The organism is Pseudomonas kulmbachensis (assembly GCF_963681935.1).
Classification (GTDB): Bacteria; Pseudomonadota; Gammaproteobacteria; order Pseudomonadales; family Pseudomonadaceae; genus Aquipseudomonas; species Aquipseudomonas kulmbachensis.
Map to the genome: position 1 here is coordinate 652,781 of NZ_OY817088.1, position 18,515 is coordinate 671,295.

The following is an 18,515-nucleotide window of genomic DNA, read 5'->3' on the forward strand; positions in this document are numbered from 1 at the left end:
TTGTCTTGTTATGTGTAGCACCTGAGGTGCACCTGAAAACGAACACTAAGCTGGTGTCGGTACCGACCTGCGTCGACACCCAATGGCGTCGCCCCGCCGTGCGGATCACCTTAAAAAAACTAGGGTATTACGTGGTTTATCGACGAAAAATGGGGAAGACCAGTCATGGTCCTCCCCCTTTTTACTATTGCCCCCCAGATTCTTCCTCATCGCTTGCGTAGGCAGCAGATGAACATAGAACCGACTGAGCTTCGCGGCCCGCTCGTGTTCGGTCTGCATCACGCGTAGAGGCTTGTTTGAGGAAAGGGACAAGGCGTGAACCTGTATCGGCCACGGTCTGGATTCTCTGCACTCTAGAGAGGCCCGAGCGCACGCGGAAAGCCAAAAAAGCGCAAAACGAACTGTTGGAGATGGAGCTGGCGAACGGTTGGACACCCGAGCGGCGGGCACGGCAGGCGGCCATAATTCGGAGATGGCGCCTGTGGGAAAAAGCATCGGACCGCGAAGTCTAGAGGGTACGACCGCAGTTGCGCGCAACGCATTGCAGGGCGTCGTTCGACCTAAATGCGCGACTTGGCGCAGCAATTTCGCGAACAGGACAAGGCTCAACTTCAGATAAGGGATAATCGCCACAACCCATGATATGATCATTTTGATTATGTCAGCAGCGCAAATAATGAGTAGGAAGTGCAATTTTTGCGATCTTGCGGCGTCGCTATTTGGATGATAAGCCTTTGACCATGCCCCCTCAGCGTGTCAATCATTTAAGTCATGCTCAACGAGAACGTTTGGCCTATATCGACTTTCGCCTCTACTTCGTAGGCGAGATTGGGCGGCCTGACCTGTCGAACCGCTTCGGAGTAGCTCCGGCGGGTGCCACAAGAGACTTGGCCCTGTATCGAGAAATTGCGCCACAGAACATCGAGTTCGATGGGAGTAACAAGGTCTACCGGACGAGTAAAACATTCGTACCATTGTTTGAGCATGCTCAACTGCGAGTTTTGTCAGCACTTTCACTCGGATTTGGTGATGGTGTGAACGGCGAACCAAAGCCGCTACTTCCCTGCGAAACTCCGGCAATTTTAAGTTGCCCTCGCATGGAGATCCTTGCACCAATCTGTCGAGCTATCCACCGAAAGTGCCCGGTATCCATCCGCTACCACTCTATGAGCAGTGGAGAATCCGAGCGTGTAATTGTGCCCTTTGCGCTCGTCGACTCAGGACTGCGCTGGCACATTCGTGCCTTTGACCGGAAGAGCAACGAGTTCCGTGACTTTGTCGTAACGCGGATTCGAGCCCCAAGGCTATTAGATGAAGAAGCGAAAGCGAGCGAACACCAAGACCACGACATTCAGTGGACTCGGATTGTGGAGCTAGAACTGGTACCGCACCCACGCTTGGAACGCCCCGAGATCATTCGAATGGACTACGCGATGGCAGACGAATCGATTCGAGTTCGTGTCCGCGCGGCGATTGCTGGCTACATGCTTTTGCGATGGAGCGTCGACGCTTCGCCAGACCATAGCTTGCAAGGACATCAATATCGGCTTTGGCTGAAGGACCATCTAGCGCTTTATGGCGTCAAGAATGCTGTATTAGCTCCTGGCTACACGCTTCCAAGGGAAGGAAAGAATAAATGAACAACGTATTTGGCTTTCGCGATCAGCTTATCGACGAATACAGCTCGTTTTCACGAAGCTTTTCCCGAATTGCAGCATCCGATATCAGGGATGAAGTTGAACGACAATATGCCGATGGTCGCTATTGGCCAGAGCCTCTCGTCCAAATCAACCCAAACTACCAACGTAAAGGCACGGTGCAGCAGTTGGTCGCAGCGGGTGTGTTGCACGACGCCTGTGCCGAGCTTTTTCAGGTTGGCAAAGCGGAGGGACATCCGCAGCCATTGCACCTCTATGCGCATCAGTTGCAAGCGCTGGCCAAGGGGCAAGGAAAGCAGAGCTATGTCGTTACAACAGGCACTGGCTCCGGTAAATCACTATCCTTCTTCATTCCGGTAATTGACCGGATTTTGAAAGCAAAAGACCAAGAAAAAACCGCACGAACTCGCGCCATCGTTATCTACCCAATGAATGCCCTGGCGAATAGTCAGCTCGAAGAGCTAGACAAATTCCTTCATGGCTATCCGAAGGGACAACAACCCTTCACAGTTTCGCGTTATACCGGGCAAGAGTCAAAAGCAGAACGAGATGTAATTGCAGGCAACCCACCTGACATCCTGTTAACTAACTTCATGATGCTGGAGCTGATCCTGACTCGCTTTGACGAGGTGGACCGCCGCGTGGTGGATCACTGTCAAGGGCTGGAGTTCCTGATTCTCGACGAGCTTCACACGTACCGTGGGCGTCAAGGCGCAGACGTGGCATTGCTTGTGCGTCGGTTGCGGGAGCGTTTACAGGCAGACGAACTCGTCTGCATCGGCACGTCCGCTACCATGTCCAGCACCGGAACCCTGGCAGATCGCAACAAGACAGTGGCAGCAGTGGCCAGCAAGTTATTTGGTACTCCTATCAGTGAGCAAGAGATCATTGGTGAAACGCTGGAGCGTGTGACTGATCCACTGAAAGATGTCGCGGCAGTGCAGCCTGATTTGGCTGGTGCAGTAGCTAGCCCTGATTTTTCGTGGGCCAACTTTGACGCATTTCAGGCTGATCCATTATCCATTTGGGTCGAGCTAAACCTTGGCATTGAGCTGCCTGACAACGAGCCACCGCGTCGGGCAAAACCGATGACCATACAAGCAGCCAGTGAAAAGTTGGCGGGCGATTCAGGTTGTGCGATAGATGTGTCGCGCGACGGCCTACAGCGCTTTCTCGTTGCCGCACATGAGGTCAAAACACCGCAAGGGCGGCCGCCATTCGCGTTCAAGCTTCACCAATTTATCAGCGGTCCTGGTAAGGTCCTGACTACCCTTGAGGCTCCTGGTATTCGTCATATCACCTTGGATGCTCAGCGTTTCGCGCCAGGCCGTCAAGGAGAGGGAGCCCAGCTCTATCCCGTGCACTTTTGCCGAGACTGCGGCCAAGAGTACCTGCCTGTCTGGCAATCAAAGCAACCTCCCGCGAGTTTTACGCCCCGTGAAATAGATGACATCACAACAGACGATAACGAAGACGTCCTCTATGGCTTCCTTTGCCCTGCGGGCTCCAATCTGTCCTTCCGTGGAGATCTTGAAGATCTTCCTGAGACATGGCTGGATTTAAGTCGCGACCAAATCAAGATCAAGCAAAACTACAAAAAAGCCGTGCCCTATAGCGTGACCGTTAATCCGCAGGGAAATGAGGGGCATGGCGAGTCGTTTTGGTACGTCCCAGGCAAATTCCGTTTCTGCTTGAATTGCGGCCAATTGCATGAAGCGCATGGTAAAGACATCAATCGGCTGGCTAGTCTTTCTGGTGAGGGGCGCTCGTCTGCTACGACGATTCTGACGCTGACGGCACTGCGCCAGCTCTTTAACGAAAAAGAGCCGGAAAGCGGGCAACCTGATCCACGAAAGCTGCTCGGCTTTACCGACAACCGTCAGGACGCAGCATTACAAGCCGGTCATTTCAACGATTTCGTTTTTTTGCTGACCTTGCGTTCAGGTCTTATTGGTGCGCTGCAAAACAGCGGCGGCGAGCTTAGCGAAGAACAGTTGGCAGACGCCGTGTTCAAGGCGCTCGGATTTGATCGGCTGGATGAATCCACTCTGACTGAGTATCTGCGCACACCCAAGTTGATGGGACTGGCTCGGCAAGAAGCGCAGCGCACTCTGCGCTACATCATCGGCTACCGCTTGCTGCGGGATCTGCGTCGCGGCTGGCGATTCAACAATCCGAACCTAGATCAACTGGGTTTGCTGGCTATTAGTTATCGCAGCCTGGATGATTTTTGTGCCGACTCTGCTGCCTTTAGCAAAAGTAGCCTGTTGGGGAAATTGACTGCCGCGCATCGGGTAGTCTTGTGTCAGCTTATTTTCGACACAATGCGTCGCGGGCTATGTCTTGAGACTCGCTATCTTGATCCGGTAGAGCAAGACAAGGCGCGAACCAGTGCCTTCGCCTACCTGAACGAGCGCTGGGCATTTGCTCCCGATGAGCAGTTGGAAACATCCAAATACCTGATTCTTAGCAAGCGACCGGAATTTAAGGGCAAGCCGAGAACGGATCTAGTGACCGGTGGGCCTCGCTCGCGCATGCTGCGTGACATCAAAACCGCTGCCTTATGGAAAGAGACCGCGTTTGCCGGATTGGTCGCTATCTGGAAAGACCCTGAGTGGGTCGAACTGGTAGAGGAACTGCTGCAAGCAGCGGCACTTTACGGCTATGTCCAGAAGCATTCGATTGATCAACATCTAATTGGTTGGCGGCTGAATGCCGCCGCGCTGGATTGGTGTTTGCCGGAGGGCTTCCTGCAGACGGGAGACTCCCGCTCCAATCAGTTCTTTCGCACACTTTATCTGAGCATCTCGGAATTACTGCGACAGAAAAGCCATCCGCTGTTTGATTTTGAGGCGCAGGAGCACACGGCCCAAGTGGATGCCGGGCGGCGCCAGTTGCTGGAGCAGCGTTTCCGCTACACCGACAAGGACCGTAAGGACTGGGCACAAAACCCGGCGCACGAGGCCCCTCTGGAACGACTCCCGATCATGTTCTGTTCGCCGACCATGGAGCTTGGCGTCGACATTTCCTCACTGAATACCGTGTACCTACGCAATGTTCCACCTACCCCGGCCAATTACGCGCAGCGCAGCGGGCGGGCCGGGCGATCTGGACAGCAAGCGCTGGTCATTACCTACTGCGCTTCGTTGAGCCCCCATGACCAATGGTTTTTCCATCATGCCAACGAAATGGTGCATGGCATCGTCCGTGCGCCCACGCTGGATCTGGCAAATCGCGATCTGGTCGAGAGCCATTTGCAGGCGGTATGGTTGGCAAACGCCCACATTGCCCTCGATGTCAGCATCGCCCCTATGCTCGACCTTGATCAAGCCGGCAAGCCGCTGATCAAGTCCTACCACGATGCCCTTAATGATCCTGCTGTGACACAGCGCGCCAAAGCCAGTGCAGCCCGCGTCATTGCCCAGTTGCAGAGCGAACTGGCCGATAGCGACTGGTTTTCAGCCGATTATGTAGAGAAGGTTATTGAGCGTGCGCCCAAGGCATTTTCCGATGCAATGGAGCGCTGGCGCGTCTTGTTTGATGCAACACGCACACAAATGAACATGGCTGATCAGATCGTTAAAAGCCATACGGCATCAAATAGTGAGCGTCAGAACGCCCAGCGCCGCTACGGCGATGCGGCCCGGCAGTACGCTGTGTTGCTGAAGAATGGGAACACGCAGAACTCGGATTTCTACACGTATCGTTATCTGGCCAGTCAGGGTTTTCTGCCCGGCTATAACTTTCCTCGGTTGCCCTTGATGGCCTGGATTCCTGCACGCGGGGGGGCCTCCGCGAATGGCAAGGACGACGAGGGCAGCATGGTGAGCCGTCCACGCTTCCTGGCCTTATCAGAGTTCGGCCCGCGCAGTCTGATTTATCACCAGGGTCGTATGTACCGCGTAGTGCGCGCCAAACTTAACGTGGGTTCGGCCGATCACATTTCCGGCAACAGCCAGCTCGCTACCATCACCTCGCTGATCTGCAGTCAATGCGGTTACGGTCATTTGGGCGATATCAACGGCACGCAGCCTTTGGTCAATCGCTGTGAAAACTGTGATGCCCTGCTGACCGAACACGACTGGGTGCGAGAGCTGTATCGCATTGAAACCGTGGAAACGGTCGCTGTCGAACGCATCTCTATCAATGATGAGGATCGTCAACGTCAGGGGTTTGAGCTACAAACCACCTACCGGTTCCTGCCGGGGCCGGATGGCGTCATCCAGCAGCGCAAGGCCGATGTCAGGCTCGGCGACGAAGCTTTAGCTGAATTGACCTATGCTCCTGCCGCACGCTTGTGGCGCATTAACCGTGGCTGGCGTAGGCGCAAAAACAAGGAGCAGTTGGGCTTTTACATCAACCCCATCACCGGCACTTGGAGCAAACAGGACGAGCCGGGGGCCAATGATGAGGAAGGCAAGGACGAGGCCCTGCTCGACAAGGTGCCCAATCAGCGCATCGTTCCCTTCGTCGAGGACCACCGCAACCTGCTGATTCTGGCACCTGTGCATGCCTTATCGACGGAGGCTATGGCGACCTTGCAGGCGGCGCTCAAGCGCGGTATCGAAATGACCTTCCAGATCGAAGAGTCCGAACTCGTGGCCGAACCGTTGCCCAAGGCGGACGAGCGCCGGGCATTGATGTTCTACGAGGCGGCTGAAGGGGGGGCTGGCGTGCTGACTCGCATTGCCAGCGACCCAGCCAGCCTGGCGCAGGTCGCTAGTAATGCCCTCAGGTTACTGCATCACGCTGTACCACTAGGCCCATGGAAACTGGAAGACTTGCCCTCGCTGGAGCAAACCAATGCGCTGGGTAACCACATCTGTGAAGCCGGCTGCTACCAATGCCTACTGTCCTACTTCAACCAGCCCGACCACGAGAACATTAATCGCCGCAATGGCGATGCGCTCAAAGTGTTGGTTGCGCTGGCAAATGCCGAAGTCCAGCCCAAGCAAAATATACCGCCAACTCAAGAAAGCGCACCGGCCAACGCTCTCCTCACGCAATGGCTGAGCGCCCTGAATGCCTCAGGCTTACGCCAACCGGATGCCATACAGTTGCCCGTCAATAAAGGCGCAGCCATAGCCGCCGGCCAATACAAGTCAGTCCGTGCGTTGGTGTTTCTTGAAGACATTGACACCGACACTGCTGCCTTAATGGCTGACAAAGGCTGGCAAGTGCTGAACTTCTCCGACCCATCGCTATGGCAAGTGCAGTTTGCGGCTCATCCCGATGTGTTCGGCAACCATGAGAAAACAAAATGACCCAGCTTGAACACGACTTCATGCCCGGTAACCTAGTTCGTGCCCGTGGCCGCGAATGGGTAGTGCAAAGCGAATCACGCCGTGACTGGCTGCGTCTGCGCCCTCTCGGTGGCGCAGACGACGACACTATTGCCCTGATTCCGGAACTTGAACTGCAGCCGGTTGAGCCTGCCACCTTTCCGTGGCCACAGCCTGAGCAGGCAGGTAACCATGCGGCGGCACTGCTGCTACGTGATGCCTTACGCCTCAAGCTAAGGGCTGGCGGCGGTCCGTTCCGTTCTTTTGGCAATATCGCGGTTGAGCCACGTGGCTACCAGCTAGTTCCCCTATTGATGGCGCTTCGCCTTACCACCGTGCGTCTGTTGATTGCGGACGACGTAGGTATCGGTAAAACCATCGAAGCCGGCCTGATTGCCCGTGAATTGATGGACCGAGGTGAGATTGCCCGTCTCGCTGTCCTCTGCCCACCACACTTGGTAGAGCAATGGCAAAGCGAGCTAGAAACCCGCTTCAATTTGCAAGCTATCGCGCTGACCTCGGCATCGGCCTCCCGTATCGAGCGCGATATTCCCCATGGCGTCAGCTTATTCGATCACTATCCCGTGGTGGTGGTTAGCCTCGATTACATCAAGAGCGAGCGCCATCGCGCGCACTTTCTGGCAATTGCACCGGAGTGCGTCATTGTTGACGAAGCGCATACCTGCGCGAGCAGTGGCGCGGGCAAACAGCTACGTTTTGAGTTATTGCAGCGCCTGGTGAAGGATGAAAATCGGCACCTGATCATGCTCACTGCAACCCCTCACTCGGGCGATGAAGCGGCATTTTACAACCTATTGTCGTTGCTCGATCCGCGCTTTGTTGCCCTACAAAACCGTACTTCAGCCAATGACCCCTTGCGGCAGGAGTTAGCGCGGCATTTTGTTCAGCGCCGTCGCAAGGACATCGCCGAATGGCAAGCCGAAACTGGCGATGGTCGCGGCTTTCCTCGCCGTATGAAAACCGAAGTGACCTACCAGCTCAGCGGCGATTGGGGAAGATTTTTTGATTCTGTTCAGGATTACTGCCGTGAGATAGCTGAAACAATTGAACAGCAGGGCGAAGGCCGCGGACGCCTGATCTGGTACGCGACGCTCGCGCTGTTGCGTTGCGTCGCCTCCTCACCAGCTGCGGCGGTCAAAGCACTCTCCACCCGGCTGGAAGGCACTCTTGCAACAGACGACCTACTTGCCGACGAACGTCTGCACGATGGCGAGGCCGACAACCTCGACGGCAGTGACTTGGAGCCGCCCGCGAAACTTGAAGAAACCAGCAGGCTGCAGGGGCTGATCCAGGAAGCTGAGCGCCTTTCCGGCAAGACGGGAGACCCAAAGTTAGCCTCTCTGATACGGCATATCGAGGCACTGGTTAAAGACGGTTACCACACCGTAGTGTTCTGCCGCTATATCGCCACCGCTCACTATGTAGCAGAACACCTGCGCAAAGCCTTTCCCAAGGCCACGGTCGAATCCGTCACTGGGGAGTACACGCCGGAAGACCGGCATGAGCGTGTTGACGCCATGGAAGAAGGCGAACTGCGCATTCTGGTCGCCACCGACTGTCTGTCCGAGGGCATCAATCTACAGCACCTGTTCACTGCCGTGGTTCACTACGATCTGGCTTGGAACCCAACCCGTCACGAGCAACGTGAAGGCCGCGTTGATCGCTTTGGCCAACAGTCGGAAGAGGTTCGCTGCACGATGCTCTGGGGGCAGGACAACCCTGTCGATGGTTTTGTGCTGAACGTGATTCTGCGCAAAGGAGAAACCATCCAAAAAGAGCTGGGCGTGCTAGTGCCCATGCCTGAAGACGAAGCTCGCATCAATCAAGCCTTGGTCAAGGCTGCGCTGATGAAGCGCAGTGATAGCCAAAAGTCATCGCCTCAAGTCAGTTTTGACTTTGGCGAGCCCGAACGCATTTTGGCACCGCTACAGGAGCAATGGCAGGACGCGCTGAAAAAAGCCAAGGCTAATCGCACCGTCTTCGCTCAGCGCAGAATCCGCCCTGATGAAGTGCTACCAGAGTGGCAAAAACAGCAAGAAGCACTAGGCACCCAGACTGATGTTCAGCGTTTTGTACAGAGCGCCTGTACCCGCCTCAATGCTCCGTTGGAACCGGTGCGCAAACAGCAATTTCGCTTTCTACCGCAGCATTTACCTGAGGCACTCAAGCTGCGTCTGGCCGATGAAGGCATAAGCAAACCGGTCCTAATTGACTTCAATGAGCTGCACCGCAGCCACCCGCTCGTCAGTGTGCTGGCGGAATATCTGCTGGAGACCAGCCTGAGCGGGGAGGCGGGCATTGCTGCACGCTGCGCTGCCACGCTGACCGATACCGTGGAGGTGGTCACCACTATTTATCTGCTGCGCCTGCGCCATCAATTGGGCTATGTGCGCCGTCGTCAGCCGTTCCAGATGATGGCAGAAGAAACCGTGGCCATTGCCGTGGCGGGGCGCAGCAATCCGCAATGGCTAGAGGGCGATACGGTGGCGCGACTGCTGGAATGCACGCCCAGCGGCAACCTGCCGCTGGAAGCCGTGCAGCGCGAAATCCGCACTGCTCTCGACTTTATCGCCGCACACCCGAAACAACTGCAAATGCTCGCCGAGCAACGCGCTGAATTGCTGCTGGCCGACCACCAGCGAGTGCGCGAGGCGGCCCGCGATGTCGGGCAGTACAGCGTTAGCGCCTGTCTACCAGTGGATGTGATGGGAGTGTACGTGCTGCTGCCCGATTCACTGTAACGGGCGGCCACTAGGGATAAGAACATGAGAAAACTACGTAAAACCCAAGCAGCGCTGAACCTGCCCACGCTCACGCTGGAAGGCGGCCTATTTCTGCCGGATCAACTGGAAAAGGCTGCATTCGGCAGCGCCCAGTGGCAAACCGAAGCCGATTACGGCACACCCAAGGGCCTCAAACTGAAGGACGATTACAGCCGCGCCTTTCAGATCGCCTGCGCCCAGTGGAAGCACTTCGCAGCTCAACTCGAACGTGCCGATGTGGACGCCGCTGCGCTCACCCATACCTTTGTGCAAGAGCTGCTACGCGATGTATTCGGCTTCACTCAACTGCAAGCCTGTTCCGGAATCACTCTGGAGGAGCGTCATTACCCGATAGGCCTCCTCGCAGGTGGCGTACCGGTGGTGGTCGCACCGCATACCCTGGCCTTGCATGAGCCCGATACACGCTTTGCCGTAGTTGGCTCTGGCAGCCGCAAAAAGTCAGCCTTCATGCTGGCGCAAGAGCTGCTCAACGCCAGCTCCGATCATCTTTGGGCCATAGCCTGCAACGGCAAAAGCCTGCGTCTCTTGCGCGATGCCGCCACACTGACACGCCCCAGCTTTCTCGAAATTGATCTGGCCGACCTTTTGGGTGGCCAGCGGTATGCCGAGTTCGCCAATGTCTGGCGCCTGCTACACGCCACCCGCGCAGCGGGCAAGCCCACCGAATGCATCTGGGAAAAGTGGCGCGCTGCTGGTCAGGAGGAAGGCACTCGAGTCCGCGATGGCCTGCGCTTAGGGGTAACCGACGCCTTGCTCACTCTAGGCACTGGGTTTGTCCAGCACCCGGCCAACGATGCCTTGCGCCAAGCTCTGGACAACGGCGAACTGACCAAGGATGCCTACTTTCAACAACTGCTCCGCTTGATCTACCGGCTGATCTTTTTGTTTAGCGTCGAAGAGCGCGGCTTGCTGCACTCCAAAAACGACACCAACGACGACGGTAGCGCTGCCCAGGCCGAGCGCCGCGCCTATGCCGAGGGTTACGCCGTGGGCCGCCTGCGCGAGCTGTGCCTCAAGCGCCGCGCCCGCAACCGCTTTGATGACCACTGGCAGGCACTGCGTATCGTCTTCAAGGGCCTGAGCGAAGGCGAACCGCGTCTGGCCCTGCCGGCACTGGGCGGGCTGTTCGCCACCAGCCAATGCCCGGCGTTGGACGCCGCCAGCCTCGACAACACCCACTTGCTGGTCGCCATGCAAAACCTGCGCTGGGCAAGCCATTCAGTTGGCAAAGGCGGTAGCACTCTGGCGCCCGTGGACTACCGCAACATGGGGCCGGAAGAACTCGGTAGCGTGTATGAAAGCCTGCTGGAGCTGGTGCCGGAAATCGATCTGTCAGCCAGAAAGTTTGGCTTTGTAGGCCTTACTAGTGAAGGTAGCACCGCCGGCAACGCCCGTAAGCTCAGCGGCAGCTACTACACACCGGACTCGCTGGTGCAGGAGCTGATCAAGTCCGCACTCGACCCCATAATCGAGCAGCGTATTGCCGCCCGGCCCGAAGCACCTATTGAGGCGCTGCTATCTATCCGTGTCATCGATCCGGCCTGCGGCAGCGGCCACTTTCTGCTTGCCGCCGCCCGCCGTTTGGCGGAAAAACTCGCGCAACTCCGCTCTGCCGAGGGCGAGCAAACCGAACAGGACTTCCGCCACGCGCTGCGAGAGGTGGTGAGCCGCTGTATTTTTGGTGTGGACCGTAACCCGATGGCCATTGAGCTGGCCCGCACCGCCTTGTGGCTGGAAGGCTTTGAGGAAGGCCGGCCATTGGGCTTTCTCGACCACCACCTGCAAGTGGGCGATGCGCTGCTGGGGCTCACCGACCTCAAGACGCTGGAAATGGGCATTGCCAAAGATGCCTTCAAGCCGCTCTCCGGCGATGACAAAAGCGTCTGCAAACTACTCGCCAAGACCAACGCCGCTGCTCTCAAAAGCCTAGAAAAGCAGCGCAACGCCCGCGCTTTTGGCCAACTCGATGTTGCCACCGCCACAGGCAGTGGCCTCAGCCAACTGCAAGCCCTAGAAGCCCTACCGGAAAACAGCACAAACGAAATCGCCACCAAGGAGGCTGCCTACCGGTTATTCCTGGAACAGGCTAAGACCAGTCGCCTAGCGCATGCTGCCGACTTGTTGGTAGGGGCCTATCTGATGCCCAAGCGCGAGGGGGGCGAAGCGCACATCCCCACCAGCGCTACCCTTTACCTCACCCTGTTAGGTGATGCCCTGCCAGCCCCACAACAAGGTGCACTGGCAGCGGCCCGAGCCGCTTGTGCAGAAGCCCGGGTATTTCACTGGCCACTAGCCTTTCCGCAGGTATTTGCCGGCGGCGGTTTTGACTGCGTACTGGGCAACCCGCCTTGGGAACGTATCAAGTTGCAGGAGGAGGAATTCTTCGCCACCCGCCACCGGGATGTGTTTAATGCCCAAAATAAGGCTGAACGCAGCCAGCGCATCCAGTGGCTGGCCGAGGGGATGTTGGCGAAACATTTGTTTTCGCATCTGGAGCATGCACCACACGAATGCGAGGCCGAGCAGCGTCTGTATGCCGAGTTCATCAGCGCTCGCCGCACGGCGGAAGCCGCAAGCGTGTTTGCCCATGTCAACGGGCCGGATGGAGGGCGTTACCCGCTGACCGGCGTGGGGGATGTGAACACCTACGCACTGTTTGCCGAGACTATTCGGCAGATAACGTCACCTAGTGGTCGTGCAGGGTTTATCGTCCCGTCAGGTTTGGCCACCGACAACTCCACGAAAGATTTTTTTGGCGATCTAATTTCCAATAAGTCTCTCGACAGCTTTTTTGAGTTTGAAAACGAAGGCTTTTTCCCCGGTGCTGGCCAAGGCCACATGTTGCGCTTTGCATTAACAACGATAGTTGGAGCGGCAGCGCAGATTCAGGCGACTCGATATCTGTTTCAGGGCAAAAAACTGGAACATCTGCACGACCCGGAACGGGTTTTTACGTTAAGCCCAGAAGACATCGAGCGGGTTAATCCTAATACGCTGACTTGCCCAATATTTCAGTCGCGTTTTGATGCTGAACTGACCAAGAAAATCTATCAACGCGTACCTGTGTTAGTTCGCGAAGGGCGGAATGGCGTGTCCGAGGACAATCCTTGGGATATTCGCTTTATGGCGATGCTTCACATGTCGAACGACAGCCACATTTTCAAGACCTATCAAGAACTGAAAAGCGATGGCTATGATTTGGATGGAAATATTTTTGTGCGCGGAGGCGAAAAATTACTGCCACTGTACGAAGCCAAGATGGTTTACCACTATAACCATAGGTACAGCGACTTTAGCGAAACTAATGGTCAGCGAGCACATATCCTTCCAAAGATCGACAGCATTAGACTCAACGATCCGGATTACGCTCCAATCCCATTTTATTGGGTGGCAAAGGAAGAGGTTGACGAGCGGCTAAAGGAAAAGAGATGGGCCAAAGGTTGGCTTCTTGGTTTCCGAGATGTCACTGATTCAAGGGCGAGCGCTAGGTCATTTGTGGGGGCGATTATTCCCAAAGCAGCAGTTAGTAATAAATTTCCACTACTACTAACAAATCATGATCCTAAATTGGTGGCGTTGTTGCTCGCTAATCTGACCGCTTTTTGCTTTGACTATGTGGCACGGCAAAAAATCGGCGGGCTGACCATGAATTTTTTCATCGTGAAGCAGCTTCCCATTCTGGCACCAGAAAGCTATTCAGAAAATGATCATGATTTTTTAATTCCGAGAATTTTGGAGCTCACTTATACCTCGTTAGATCTGGTGGCTTGGGCAAAAGATCTCGGGTATGAAGAACCTCCCTTCGCTTTTGATTCAGCACGCCGTGCAGTCCTCCGCGCTGAATTGGATGCCTATTACGCAAAACTGTATGGCCTAGATCGCGATGAACTTTCTTTCATCCTTGATCCACAATCGGTAAAGCCGGGATACCCCTCTGAAACATTTTCGGTTCTGAAGCGAAGCGAGGAGCGAGAGTTCGGCGAGTACCGCACCCAACGGCTGGTGCTGGAAGCCTGGGACAAACTGGAACGTGGGGAGTTGCACTGATGTTGACGCACCTTAAACTGGAGAACTTCAAGATCTGGCGCAGCACGGGCCCCATTCGATTGGCACCGATTACGCTGCTGCTGGGCTCCAACTCTTCCGGTAAATCCAGCCTGATTCAGAGTCTGCTGCTGATCCGCCAAACGGTAAAAGGCGACGACCCCAATCTGGATCTGAACCTGGGCAACCCTGATGCGGATGATTCGGTAACGCTGGGGCAATTCAAGGATGTGCTCTGCCGCCATGGCGCAGCTATTGAGGGCACATTGACTCCGCAGGTTGGGATTGAGTTTCGCTGGAGTGAGTCTGTCGCTGCGGCAGATTCCAATTTATTTTCCGCCCGCTATCGGCAAGGTATGGCGGGAAGCGCGGAGCTGGAATATCTGCGTATTGGAAAGGACAACCAAGGTTTTACAGTGCATCGCCGTAAGCGCGGAGTATATCGATTGCAGCTTGCTGGCGAGCGGAATTCCTTGGGGCAAAGCGCTGATTTCCGTCCTGAGCGCTCCTTCGCGTTTTCAGCTGCAATTTTGAACAGGCTGGGTGAGCGCGCTGAGCCAATCCGTCCCACCGGCCCTGCACTGCTGGATGAGCTGAGTCGCATCATTTACCTCGGCCCGGTTCGCCGCTTGGCGCAACGCGATTATGTGTGGGCTGGCCGTATGCCCGCACACATTGGCGATGATGGGGCCAAGGCAGTGGATGCCTTGATCGCCAGCGGCGTGGCGCGCCAGGCGGCCAAGAAGCGCAATCACGCTTTACCTGTAGAAGCGCAACTATTCGAGCAAACGATTCACTGGTTGAAGTCGATGAACTTAGCGGATGGGCTTTCCATCCGCGCATTAGGCAGTTCTGCACGCTACGAATTGCTGATTGAAAATGATGGCCAGGCCAGCAATCTCAAAGATGTTGGTGTGGGCGTTTCACAGGTTCTACCCGTCATCGTCGCGGCACTATTTGCACAACCGGGTCACATCGTCATCGTCGAAGAGCCGGAAAGCCACTTGCATCCATTGGCGCAAAGCAAGTTGGCCGAATTGCTGGCGCAAGTGAGCAAAGAGCGGAACGTCCAGTTTATCGTCGAGACCCACTCCGAACACCTGTTTCGGCGTATGCAAACGTTGATCGCCAGGCAGCAAATAGCTCTCAATGACGCCGCGATGTATTTCGTCGAGCGCGAGGGCAAAGTTGCACACATGCTGCCGCTGGAACTAGACGATTTCGGTCGCGTGAAAAACTGGCCAGAGGGCTTCTTTGGTGATGCTCTGGGCGAGACGCGAGAGCAAACTGCGCTGGCTATTCAGCGTGCAAAGGAGCTGAGGGCGAGGGATAGCAATGTATCTGGTTGATACCAACGTGATGCTGGCGGCAAGTGCAGTGCAGGATCTTTCAGATCTGGCTATACGGGCCATGCCGCAGGAGATTGAGCTGCGCGAAGTTGTGTATGAATGGCTTTCCGACTTTGACCAGTCGGATGCTCGTATCGTACTCGATGAAGAAGGCTTGGTACGTGCTGAGTACGAACGAAACATGCCGTTCAATCAACACCACCAGGAATACGGCCTGCAGGTTTTACAAAGCAAGCTCGACAGAAATCTTGTGGAGTATGTACCCATCGAGTCGCTTGAAGCCAACGGTGAGCATATTGCAGTGCTTGAGCCAGACCACGAAGCGCTAGTAACGGATCGAGAGGACCGAAAATGGGTTGCATGTGCACTGGCGGCTCAGATGCTCTTCGATCAAATGCCACCTATTGTTTACGGTGCTGAATCAGACTGGTTTATTGCGGAGGAGCAATTGATAGCGATTGGCCTCAGTTTCCGGCGCTTGCTACCCAATGATTGGTATAACACAAGGGTCGCGACGAGATGACTGTCGACTTTTTCCGATTCCCTCACACGCCACACCTTGCCTGGCTGGGCGAAAACGCTCCGCGCGATGACAAGGTATTGTCACCCTCTGAGGTGTCAGCACTTCTCGCCGGCAATGTGGTAGTCGAAGAAAAGCTCGATGGCGCGAATGTGGGGCTATCGCTCGCGCCAGACGGCAAATTGCGCGCTCAAAACAGGGGCCAATACCTGGAAGAGCCTCACGCCGGTCAGTTCGCACGTATGCCCGCTTGGTTGGCGCAACACGAAGATGGCTTACGTGCCGCACTCAAGCCAAACCTTATCCTCTTTGGCGAGTGGTGCGCCGCGCGCCATTCACTTGACTACGCCGCTCTTCCTGATTGGTTCCTGCTGTTTGATGTGTATGACCGCAGTTTAGGTCGCTTCTGGAGTACGCAGAGGCGCAATGCAGTGGCCAATGCTGCAGGTTTGATGACGGTTCCGCTGGTGCTGCGAGGAACCACGACAGTTGCTGCGCTGAGACTACTAGTCACCGCCACCACCAGCAACTACCGCACTGGTGCGCTGGAAGGCTTAGTCATTCGCCGTGAGTCGGTCGAGTGGTGCGAAGCTCGCGCCAAGCTGGTCCGCCCGGACTTTACCCAGGCCATCGACACCCACTGGCGAAAGCGAGCGATTGAATGGAACCGCGTTGATTATTCTACGGGGGTGCCTGAATGAATCCGCTGCAACGTACCCTTATCGAGAAGGCCGGAAACGACAATGGATTCGAGTATGTAGTGGCTTCTGAGGCCACGGGTGTGACCTTGGCTTCGGCACGCCATCGTTCTGTCGCGTTAATTGGCCAGGAAAGTGGAGCCTATCAAGTGCAATTTCGGGCGGCGACGCCAATATTGCTACCCGAACTGCTGTGCAGCTTTCCTGAGGCTTATGGGAAATCAGGAGTGTTTGCCTTGATGACTGAGGCCGCTCTAGCAACCTTTCTGCGCCGTGCAGCCAGCCTTTCCCGCGCGCTGCCCAGTCAGGCCGCGACCGACTACCAGCAGGCAGTGGCCGCTGAGCTAGCGGTGCTCCCCGAAGGCATTATCGGTACCGAGGTCGAGCGCTTAGTGCGTCAACGTGTGGGCCAAAACAAATTTCGAGATGCGATGCTAGATTACTGGGGTAGCGCATGTGCGGTGACGGGTATTGCGATCCCGGAGGTGCTGCGCGCCAGCCATGCAAAACCCTGGGCGGAGTGTGAGTCCGATGCCGAACGCCTTGACGTGTTCAATGGCTTTCTGCTCAGTGCCAATCTGGATGCCTTGTTTGACCGTTTTCTGATTAGCTTTGATGAACAGGGTGTGCTGGTGCTTGCACCAACATTGGCAGAGATGGATTTGCTGCCCCTTGGCATTACACCAGGAATGAAACTGCGTTGGATCAATGCACTGCACCATTCTTATCTGACACCTCACCGCGCCAGATTGCTGTAAAGGGGAATACGTTCGCTCTTACGTTACTGAGCATCGCAACTGCAGCCGCGATGGGGGGCAAGTTAACTAAATGCTGCTCGAGACACATGCAACTAGATGGTCAATACGAATGCATTGGTGGTCAGACTGATGCATTTACGTATTAGGGTGTGAGATGGCCGAGATTGCTTGTGTCATACAGATCGAGTCGATGGAGCGGCTAACCCAGCGTTTAGGTGTGGGTCAAAGTGTGGGTCAAAGATGGGGCTTTGGATCAAGCCCTTGTCCTACGCGGATTTCAGGCATTAAAAAGCCGGCTTGTGGCCGGCTTCTCGGGGGCGGGTTTGGCTTATTTTTGATAAGCCTTACTCGCCTTCAATCGGGACATCCAGCGCGTGGTGGCTGGGTGTGGGGCGTGGCGGCTTTTTGCTGCCTGGCCCTGCATTCCGGCTCGCTTGCCGCGAGGGGGATGCGCAAGTGCGGCGAATCATACTTGGGTTAGAGCGTTTTTCCCAGAAAAAGCCTGCCTTCAACACTATTCGTCCAGTTTGTACGGCACAGGTGGGCGCCGATGGTTAAGCGTGGACCACCAAAATATCCAACCCAGTACGCGTATCTGCTGCGCTTGTACTTGCGCGTCGTCGAGTAGTTCGTCGGGGTATTCCAACCGGTTTTCGCTGCGCAAACGCAGGCCATTGCCCGGTAGGCGATAGAGGTATTTGATGCGCAGCATGCCGTCTTGTTCGAGGGCGTAGATTTCGCCGTCGACGATTTGAGTCAGGCTGCGGTCGATGGCGACGGTGGAACCGTCCGGGATTTTGTGTGCCATGTTGTTGCCGATCATGGGCACGCACATCACTTGGTCGGGGCTGACGTCCATGGCCTGCAGAATTGAGCCAGCCAGCCGCACCGTGCAGTCAGGAATTTGCACGACCCGGGTTCTACCTGAGCCATCGGGGTGCAGGGCTTCGTTGTAGAAGGGCGCAACAATGTCCGCAGCACAGACCGCAGGTTTTAGGCGCTCTGCCATTTGTGCAGGTGCAAGGCCCGGGTGTTTGAGACCTTCGCCAGTGCGCAGCCAGCGGCTGTTGACGCACAGCAGCTCGGCGATTTCGTCCAGCCGAGCCATGGGGATGCCTCGTTTGAACCAGTTGTTGACGTGCTGCGGCGTAACGCGGCGATTGGCTGCGAAGTCAGAAGCAGTTAAATGACACTCCCTCAGGAGGGTTTTGAGGCGATCACCGGATGTATTCATGAATACAGAGTCTACGGGCAAGGCAAGCCCGTTTAAATAAACCAAGCGTTCAAAAAAACATGGCTAAGTGCGGGTATTCCTATGGCTTTCAGGGCTGTTTCCTACGCCTGTTAGCCGGATTGAACAGGCTGTTTTATTGCGTTTATGCAGGCATAAAAAAACCTCGGC

At 55.8% G+C, this 18,515-nt stretch carries 9 protein-coding genes; 8 read left to right on the top strand and 1 reads right to left on the bottom strand.

Translation table 11 applies throughout. The features are described 5' to 3' along the window. The first annotated feature begins 788 nt into the window (after positions 1-788). From U5A05_RS03195 to U5A05_RS03230, 8 genes are read left to right on the top strand one after another with little or no spacing between them, the layout of a single operon-like run. The gene (locus tag U5A05_RS03195; RefSeq protein WP_482219330.1) at positions 789-1,640 is read left to right on the top strand and encodes a WYL domain-containing protein; all 852 of its coding nucleotides are present in this window, start codon (positions 789-791) and stop codon (positions 1,638-1,640) included. After that, positions 1,637-6,922 carry a DEAD/DEAH box helicase gene (locus U5A05_RS03200; protein ID WP_321835684.1) on the top strand — a complete coding sequence of 1,762 codons (5,286 nt, stop codon included), beginning with the start codon at positions 1,637-1,639 and terminating at the stop codon, positions 6,920-6,922. Before U5A05_RS03195 ends, U5A05_RS03200 begins: the two co-directional genes overlap by 4 nt. Then, positions 6,919-9,702 carry a helicase-related protein gene (locus U5A05_RS03205; RefSeq protein ID WP_321835686.1) on the top strand — a complete coding sequence of 928 codons (2,784 nt, stop codon included), beginning with the start codon at positions 6,919-6,921 and terminating at the stop codon, positions 9,700-9,702. Before U5A05_RS03200 ends, U5A05_RS03205 begins: the two co-directional genes overlap by 4 nt. Positions 9,703-9,726: 24 nt before the next feature. Further along, on the top strand, positions 9,727-13,791 hold the full coding sequence (locus tag U5A05_RS03210) for an Eco57I restriction-modification methylase domain-containing protein (RefSeq protein WP_321835688.1): 4,065 nt from the start codon (positions 9,727-9,729) through the stop codon (positions 13,789-13,791). After that, positions 13,791-15,137 (top strand): DUF3696 domain-containing protein, encoded by a 1,347-nt coding sequence (locus U5A05_RS03215; RefSeq protein WP_321835690.1) that lies wholly within the window; start codon positions 13,791-13,793, stop codon positions 15,135-15,137. Before U5A05_RS03210 ends, U5A05_RS03215 begins: the two co-directional genes overlap by 1 nt. Further along, positions 15,124-15,660, top strand: coding sequence for a hypothetical protein (locus tag U5A05_RS03220; RefSeq protein WP_321835692.1), 537 nt, complete (start codon positions 15,124-15,126; stop codon positions 15,658-15,660). Before U5A05_RS03215 ends, U5A05_RS03220 begins: the two co-directional genes overlap by 14 nt. Continuing rightward, positions 15,657-16,358 (top strand): RNA ligase family protein, encoded by a 702-nt coding sequence (locus U5A05_RS03225; RefSeq protein ID WP_321835694.1) that lies wholly within the window; start codon positions 15,657-15,659, stop codon positions 16,356-16,358. The genes U5A05_RS03220 and U5A05_RS03225 overlap by 4 nt, the downstream gene beginning before the upstream one ends. Further along, complete coding sequence (locus U5A05_RS03230; RefSeq protein ID WP_321835696.1) at positions 16,355-17,113, top strand: HNH endonuclease; 759 nt, start codon at positions 16,355-16,357, stop codon at positions 17,111-17,113. The genes U5A05_RS03225 and U5A05_RS03230 overlap by 4 nt, the downstream gene beginning before the upstream one ends. Before the next feature lie 514 nt (positions 17,114-17,627). On the opposite strand, the gene U5A05_RS03235 is transcribed toward U5A05_RS03230, so the two are convergent. Then, positions 17,628-18,347, bottom strand: coding sequence for a LexA family transcriptional regulator (locus U5A05_RS03235; RefSeq protein WP_261740779.1), 720 nt, complete (start codon positions 18,345-18,347; stop codon positions 17,628-17,630). Positions 18,348-18,515 lie beyond the last annotated feature (168 nt).

Coding starts and splice junctions, on each gene's coding strand:
- U5A05_RS03200 (WP_321835684.1), top strand. CDS start 1,637: ATGAACAACGTATTTGGCTTTCGCGATCAGCTTATCGACGAATACAGC.
- U5A05_RS03205 (WP_321835686.1), top strand. CDS start 6,919: ATGACCCAGCTTGAACACGACTTCATGCCCGGTAACCTAGTTCGTGCC.
- U5A05_RS03210 (WP_321835688.1), top strand. CDS start 9,727: ATGAGAAAACTACGTAAAACCCAAGCAGCGCTGAACCTGCCCACGCTC.
- U5A05_RS03215 (WP_321835690.1), top strand. CDS start 13,791: ATGTTGACGCACCTTAAACTGGAGAACTTCAAGATCTGGCGCAGCACG.
- U5A05_RS03220 (WP_321835692.1), top strand. CDS start 15,124: ATGTATCTGGTTGATACCAACGTGATGCTGGCGGCAAGTGCAGTGCAG.
- U5A05_RS03225 (WP_321835694.1), top strand. CDS start 15,657: ATGACTGTCGACTTTTTCCGATTCCCTCACACGCCACACCTTGCCTGG.
- U5A05_RS03230 (WP_321835696.1), top strand. CDS start 16,355: ATGAATCCGCTGCAACGTACCCTTATCGAGAAGGCCGGAAACGACAAT.
- U5A05_RS03235 (WP_261740779.1), bottom strand. CDS start 18,347: ATGAATACATCCGGTGATCGCCTCAAAACCCTCCTGAGGGAGTGTCAT.